Origin of the sequence: Capnocytophaga sp. oral taxon 329 str. F0087 (assembly GCF_000213295.2) — a bacterium.
GTDB lineage: Bacteria > Bacteroidota > Bacteroidia > Flavobacteriales > Flavobacteriaceae > Capnocytophaga > Capnocytophaga leadbetteri_A.
Window position 1 is genome coordinate 1 of the sequence record NZ_KN390014.1, and the last position, 7377, is coordinate 7377.

The 7377-nt window shown below is 39.4% G+C and carries 5 protein-coding genes; all 5 read left to right on the forward strand.

All coding sequences use genetic code 11. The features are described from left to right. The first annotated feature begins 338 nt into the window (after nt 1-338). Nucleotides 339-584: a hypothetical protein gene (locus HMPREF9074_RS07610; RefSeq protein ID WP_009389429.1), complete on the forward strand. Its 246-nt coding sequence runs from the start codon at nt 339-341 to the stop codon at nt 582-584. A 47-nt stretch (nt 585-631) separates the two neighbouring features. Continuing rightward, nucleotides 632-1597, forward strand: a complete 966-nt coding sequence (locus tag HMPREF9074_RS07615; protein ID WP_009389431.1) for a hypothetical protein — start codon at nt 632-634, stop codon at nt 1595-1597. A 109-nt stretch (nt 1598-1706) separates the two neighbouring features. Further along, nucleotides 1707-4544, forward strand: coding sequence for an excinuclease ABC subunit UvrA (gene uvrA, locus HMPREF9074_RS07620; protein ID WP_009389432.1), 2838 nt, complete (start codon nt 1707-1709; stop codon nt 4542-4544). A 35-nt stretch (nt 4545-4579) separates the two neighbouring features. Then, on the forward strand, nt 4580-6025 hold the full coding sequence (locus HMPREF9074_RS07625; RefSeq protein ID WP_009389434.1) for an SWIM zinc finger family protein: 1446 nt from the start codon (nt 4580-4582) through the stop codon (nt 6023-6025). Between the two features lie 53 nt (nt 6026-6078). After that, nucleotides 6079-7377 (forward strand): HEAT repeat domain-containing protein (locus HMPREF9074_RS07630; RefSeq protein ID WP_034540173.1); only part of this gene is annotated, 1299 nt, incomplete at its 3' end.

A 7377-nucleotide genomic window follows, 5' to 3' on the forward strand; every position in this document is an offset into this window, starting at 1 on the left:
ATAAAGACTATATTCTTTAAAACAATAGTTTCAGAACATTGCTTTTTGCCTATTATAGCTACAGACTTATACGAACAGAAAATCCTAATACTTATTTCAAAACAAAGAATAAAAGACAGCATTAATATCTCTCTTAATAGTTATGATAGAGTTCAAATACCTTTTTCATTAAAAACAAGTAACCTATCCTATTTTTATAAATACTAACCTCAAAATGGAGATATTTGCTAATTCACATCTCAAAAAACATTTAAATATGGCAAAGAAGAAAAAAATTGAAGCAAAGATAGGAATGATAGTTTTTGTCTCTTTAATTAATTATAAATGCGTTCTTAAATATGTTATTGGAAGAAGAATTTGAAAAAGCCTTAAGTCTAAAAGAAGAGCCTAAATCATCTCTACTAATGATAGATTTAGTACTTTTAGCAAGGAAAGAAAATATTTCTGATAAAGAAATAAAAGCTACATTACAACATTTATTTGTGAAGTATTATGAAGAAGGTGAGAATAACGATGATGAATCTCGCGATAAAGCTGATAAAATAGCAGATTTGTTAGATGCAATAGAATATGATCGTGTTTGAAACAAAGAATATTTTGTACATAAGTATAAAGCAAAACAAACTAAAATATGCAAAATACAACCAGTTACAATAAAAGATTGAATATCAATGAACTAAATAATACTGCTAATTTAGAGGATGCTATAAAAAATGCTGAACATCTGTATATTAGTAACCTATTAGGTGATGAAGAACTTTTGTCATCTATTAATTTCTATTTAAAGAAGTACAATAAGAAACTTTGGTTATCTTTAAATAAAAGTACAGAGATGAATCAGGAGAATTTAAAACAACTACGCTATTTAACCAATGTAAAGAAACTAAAAATAATTGTATTCAATGGCTTTATAGAGGATTTATCAGAGTTATCACATATTGATGATTTAGAAGAATTTACGATATATAATAATGTAAAAAAAGGTATATTCTTAGTTCCTTTGACTAAATTTAAAAACTTATCTTTTTTAAGTTTATATACTGGATTGACTATAAAACAATACGCTGTACTCAATACATTTGAAAAGCTAGAGCATTTGAGCGCTCGAGAGATAGATTTTTCTAAACTCAATAATTTACCTATTAAAGAACTTACTGTTGATAGTAAGTTTATCCATAGTGATTTGATCGCTGAGAAATTTCCTGATATAGAATATATTTCTTTACAGAACTGTAAAGATGTTAGTATAGAAAATATTGCTTCATTACCTGTGGTTTCTGATGTGCGATTGAGGTATATGCCTCATATTACAAGGCTTACTTCTTTTAAAAATAAAGAAAATATATTTCATCTCGAATGTGTTCATTTAAAGAATCTTGAAAGTATAGAAGCTCTTTTTGAATTGAAGCAACTAAAATATCTGATGATTACAGATTTAGAGAAACTTAAAGCTGAAGACTTTTATAGATTAGAGGAACTTCCTAATTTAAAAGTAGCTTATATAACATTTAAAAGTGCAAAAGAAAATGATAAATTTATAACATTTGCTAATGCTCATAATTGGATATATAAACAGCCTTCTTTAGTAGGAGGGTAATCTATTAAAAATTATCAATTCTTAATTGTTAATTGTCAATTAATTATTATCTTTGCATAAAAAAGGATTGTAAGTGCTGTAAGATTACAAGCAACAATATAAGATTTAAATGAAAAAAAACACTACTAATATAACCCCTATAGAAAACCTTGAAGTGCAAGGGGCACGGGTGCATAACCTCAAAAACATAGACCTTAGCATACCTCGTGAAAAGTTAGTAGTTTTCACAGGGCTTTCGGGTAGTGGCAAGTCGTCATTAGCATTCGATACTATTTATGCCGAAGGGCAACGCCGCTATATAGAAACTTTCTCTGCCTATGCTCGTCAGTTTCTCGGAGGGCTCGAACGCCCCGATGTAGATAAGATAGACGGACTCTCGCCAGTGATTGCTATTGAGCAGAAAACAACCTCTAAATCGCCACGCTCTACGGTGGGTACGATTACCGAGATATACGACTTCTTGCGCCTACTCTTTGCGCGGGCTTCCGATGCTTATAGCTATACCACAGGCGAAAAAATGGTGAGCTATAGCGATGCCCAAATACAAGAGCTCATCACTAAAGACTACAGCGGCAAACGCATCAATATATTAGCCCCCGTGGTGCAATCGCGCAAAGGGCATTACCGCGAACTTTTTGAGCAGATAGCCAAACAAGGCTTCGTAAAAGTGCGCACTGATGGCGAAATACGCGATATAGAAAAGGGTATGAAGCTCGACCGCTACAAAACCCACGATATAGAAATAGTTGTAGACCGTATGCAGGTAGATGATACTGACGATACCCAAAAACGACTACAAGAAACCATTAAAATAGCGATGAACTACGGCGATGATGTGCTAATGGTGTTAGAGCAAGACAAGACCAAAGCACAGTACTTCAGTCGCCACCTGATGTGTCCTTCTTCTGGTATTTCTTATCCTATGCCAGAGCCTAACACTTTCTCTTTTAATTCGCCTAAAGGAATGTGTCCGCACTGCAACGGGTTGGGCGAAGTGCAAGAAATCAACCTTGCTAAGATAATCCCAGACCCCTCGCTATCTATCAAAAACGGAGGTATTGTTGCGGTGGGCGAGCAGAAAACTACTTGGATTTTTAAGCAGTTAGAGCTTATCGTTCAAAAGTTTGGTTATAAACTCTCTGACCCTATTGATAAGTTGCCCAAAGAGGCGATGGATATTATCCTTTATGGTGGCAAAGAAAAGTACGCTATCAAGTCGGACGTGTTGGGTATAACCCGCGATTTTGAAATAGACTTCGAGGGGATTATCAACTTTATTAAGAGTCAGCACGATAATACCGATATGGCAGCTATCAAGCGTTGGGCAGAAGAGTTTATGGATACCGTGCCTTGCGAACATTGTCACGGTACGCGCTTGCGCAAAGAGGCATTGTACTTCAGAATAGCCGATAAAAATATAGCTGAACTCTCAGCTTTAGATATTACTGACCTATTGGCGTGGTTTAAAGAGCTGCCTCAGCATATCTCAGAGAAACAGCAGAAGATAGCCTCAGAAATCATTAAAGAAATCAGCACCCGACTGCAATTCCTCATAGATGTAGGGCTTACCTACCTGTCGTTAAACCGCAGTTCAAAGTCGCTTTCAGGGGGCGAGGCACAGCGCATACGTTTGGCTACCCAGATAGGTTCGCAGCTTACTGGGGTACTCTACATTTTAGATGAGCCCAGCATAGGCTTGCACCAGCGCGATAATCAGCGACTTATCAACTCGCTCAAATCACTGCGCGATATAGGCAACTCGGTAATAGTGGTAGAGCACGATGAAGAGATGATACAAGAGGCTGACTATGTGGTGGATATAGGACCTAAGGCAGGAGTGAATGGGGGTGAAATCATCTTCAAAGGTACGCCCCAAGAGCTCTTAAAAGCCCCTACCATTACCGCCGATTATATGAGCAAGCGCAAGAAGATAGAAGTGCCAGCTGAAAGGCGCAAAGGCAACGGTAAAGAAATTGTGCTAAAAGGCTGCACGGGCAATAATCTGAAGAATATAACTGTTAAATTCCCCTTGGGACTAATGATAGGGGTAACAGGCGTGTCGGGTAGTGGCAAATCGACCCTTATTAACGAGACGCTGTACCCTATCCTCAACGCTCATTTTTTCAACGGAGTGAAAAAGCCAATGCCTTACAAAAGCATAGAGGGTTTGGAGCATATCGATAAGGTTATCGATATAGACCAATCGCCTATTGGGCGTACACCGCGTTCTAACCCAGCAACTTATACAGGGGTATTTAGCGAGATACGCAATCTCTTCACCCAAGTACCCGAGGCGCAAATACGCGGCTATAAACCTGGGCGTTTTAGCTTCAATGTAAAAGGCGGTAGGTGCGAAACCTGTGAAGGGTCAGGCTTAAAGGTGATAGAAATGAACTTCCTGCCTGATGTATATGTGCCTTGCGAGACCTGCAAAGGTAAGCGCTTCAACCGCGAAACCCTCGAGGTGCGCTACAAAGGAAAGTCGATAGCCGATGTGCTTGATATGACTATTAGCGAGGCAGTTCAGTTCTTCGAGCCTATTCCTAAAATATACCGCAAGCTCAAAACTATTGAAGAGGTAGGTTTGGGCTATATCACTTTGGGGCAACAATCTACTACCCTTTCAGGAGGGGAAGCCCAACGGGTGAAGTTGGCTACAGAGCTTTCTAAAATAGACACGGGCAACACTTTCTATATATTAGACGAACCCACCACGGGACTTCACTTTGAAGATGTAAAAGTACTCTTAGAAGTCCTCGATCGCTTAGTAGATAAAGGCAATACCGTGCTGGTGATAGAGCATAATATAGATGTGATACGCAAGGTAGATTACATTATAGATATAGGCTACGATGGTGGTAAAGCAGGTGGTGAAGTAGTAGCCTTTGGTACCCCTGAAGAAGTAGCAAAAAACAAGAAGAGCTTTACAGCAGAATACCTGAAATAAAGACGAAATAAGAAATACAAAATACGAAAAAAACAATGATAGAAATTACCCAGCAAAAAATTGAAGAACTTGCCCCGAATGCTGAAGCAGCTAAGAAAGGGCGAGAATTGCACAAAAAAGGGAAGTTCGCTAACCTGAAAATTAGTGCTGAAAAGAACCTAATATGGGGTGAATGTGCCGGTAGTGGTAAGAACCCTTATTACTGCTCTGCTGACTATGTAGACCCCAATAACCCTGTGTTTCGCTGCAACTGCCCTAGTAGGCAATTCCCTTGTAAACACGCCATTGGGTTGCTTTATTGCTATGAGGCTGATGCTTCGCAATTTGCCCAAGCCGATGTACCAGAGGATATCCTTTCTAAGCGTGATAAGATAGAGAAAAAGCAAGAGAAAAAAGCCCAAGAGAAGGAGTCGATTAAGGAGAAAGCCGAAAAACCTAAAAAGGTAAATAAGGCAGCTTTTACTAAGAAAATAGATGCACAGCTCATAGGTATAGAGACTGCCCAAAAATTACTACGCGATATAGTAAACACAGGACTTTCATCAGTAGATGCCAAAATGCGCTCCACTCTGAAAGCACAGATAAAAGAGCTAGGCAACTACTATATCGGGGGAATACAAACTACCTTCAACAATCTATTGCTGTCAATAGAAGAAGTAGAGAACGAAGAATATACAGAGGTAGTAAATAATCTGAACTTCCTTTCGGCTTTGCTCAAAAAAGCAACCGACTACCTCAAAGCGCGCAAAGAAGACCCAGAGGGTACGCCTGAATTGTCATCGGCTATTGAAGAGCAAATAGGCTATGTGTGGAAGTTGGTAGAGCTAATGCAATACGGTCAGTATGAAGAGAATGCAAGCCTCGTACAGCTATCTTTTAACAGTTACGACAATGAGGCACGCAAAGAGTACGTAGATGAGGGCGTATGGCTGAACCTCAAAACAGGTAAGATATACAAAACGCTCAACTATCGTCCTTATAAAGCGGCTAAGTATATCAAAGAAGATAATAGTGTATTTAGCGTGTTGCAACTAAAAGATTTGTACATCTACCCAGGTGACCAAAACCCGCGTATCCGTTGGGAGGCAGAGGGTAGTGTAGAGCGTCCGTTGCAAAAAGAAGATTTGGCTATCCTCAAAAGTTGGGCTTCAATGCAGTTTGCCGAAACTATCAAATCAGTAAAAAATACGATTAAAAACCCACTGATGGACAAACAGCCTGTAGTGCTATTGGCACTGGACAAAGCCTACCTAAAAGGTGATAACTTGGTAGTAGAAGATGCCAATGGTTTTGCTCTTACCCTCAAAGATATTGAGGAGGGAGCCGTATCGCCTACTGCCAACCTAAGAGCCTTTTTGCCTGCTAATGCCGAAGGACTCTGTCTAACAGTGATGATGCATAATGATGTGAAAGACGGACTGCTATCGGCACAACCGCTTTCGCTCATCACCCCCGAGAAAATAGTTAGATTACAATATTAATTTGCCGATTAGTAGATTAGCAAATTGACAAATTAACAAATTGACAAATCAATATGAAACCTTTATACGAATTACAACAAGAATTGAATAGGTTATTTATAGCAGGTAGTAAGTTTTCTAAGAACGACCCACGCTTGCAGAAGCATATACCTATACTAAAGAAATTAGGCGAGAAAGCCCCTGTTTTCAATAAATTAGCCCAAGATGTAGAAGAATTATTGCAGCTCGATGCCCAACAGTCGGCTGAAAAGTTATTATCGCTTTCTACTTTGCTTTATTCTGTGCTTTATACACAAGGCACTACCACTGAAGAGGGAGCTGCTGTAGCCGACCAAGTGCCCAATGTGGCTCTTGCCGATGTCAATACACAGTACTCATACTTGCAGCTAAAGCCGGTACTACAAGCTCTTACCCAAAGCAACTCAGGGCGTTTAGAGACGGTAAAAGACGCTTATGAGCGCGGTATTTTCAAAGACTCTCGTACCTTTGGTTACTTGAGCTTTGCTCTAGCAGACAAGTATTCAGAGTTAGCCGATTATATAATGGAGGTAGTCATTCCCGCTAGCGGCAAGGCGATGTTACCTTTCTTAGTAGCCGACTTTAAGTTAGAAGACAAGGTAGAAAACGTACGCCGCTTGCATTTGCTCTATAAGTTAGGTTATGCTGAGGTAGACGCGCTTATCGATAAGATATTTGCAGAAAGTTTGCCTAACCTACAAGCCGAAGCTATAGCGATACTTTCAGATAAAAAAGATGAGAAGACCGAAGATTTTATCATCACTCTCACAGGCGATAAAAACAAAACAGTGCGTGGGGCAGCCTATAAAGCATTGGCTAAAATCGGCACACAGCGCAGCGTCGATAAGCTATATGAGTTGTACAGCAACAACAAGCAGAAAGGAAATGGGGAACTGTTGGCAGAAGCAATAGCCTCAGTTCCGTTAGCCACGCACTATCAGCCATTCCTTCAGAAAGTACGCGAACGCTTTGAAGCGCTGCTTTCAATGGACGAAGCAGACGAAAAAGCCCTAACGGCAGCCTTTGAGCGATTGCCTATAGAGTGGGAGATTCTCAAACACAAAGATTATCCTGAAACGTATGCACTATTGGGTGAGATTTTAAGCAATAAACGATTTGATGCAATGGCTAAAAAGCGTTCAGCAAGCAATTATAACATAGCCCCTTGCTTGAATGAAATACTCTACACTTTTGATAAAGATAAAGTATTGTCTTTCTATGAGCAATATGCTACTGATGTTTTCGGCAATACTTGGACATCGCCATTAGCTATAAACTATCTCTATCGTGTTTTAGATAGCAAAGAGCGTTTCAGCAGAGAGAAGCTATACGAG

Bases quoted from the DNA above. Each gene is read 5' to 3' on its own strand.
- HMPREF9074_RS07610 (WP_009389429.1), top strand. From the start codon at position 339: ATGTTATTGGAAGAAGAATTTGAAAAAGCCTTAAGTCTAAAAGAAGAG.
- HMPREF9074_RS07615 (WP_009389431.1), top strand. From the start codon at position 632: ATGCAAAATACAACCAGTTACAATAAAAGATTGAATATCAATGAACTA.
- uvrA (WP_009389432.1), top strand. From the start codon at position 1,707: ATGAAAAAAAACACTACTAATATAACCCCTATAGAAAACCTTGAAGTG.
- HMPREF9074_RS07625 (WP_009389434.1), top strand. From the start codon at position 4,580: ATGATAGAAATTACCCAGCAAAAAATTGAAGAACTTGCCCCGAATGCT.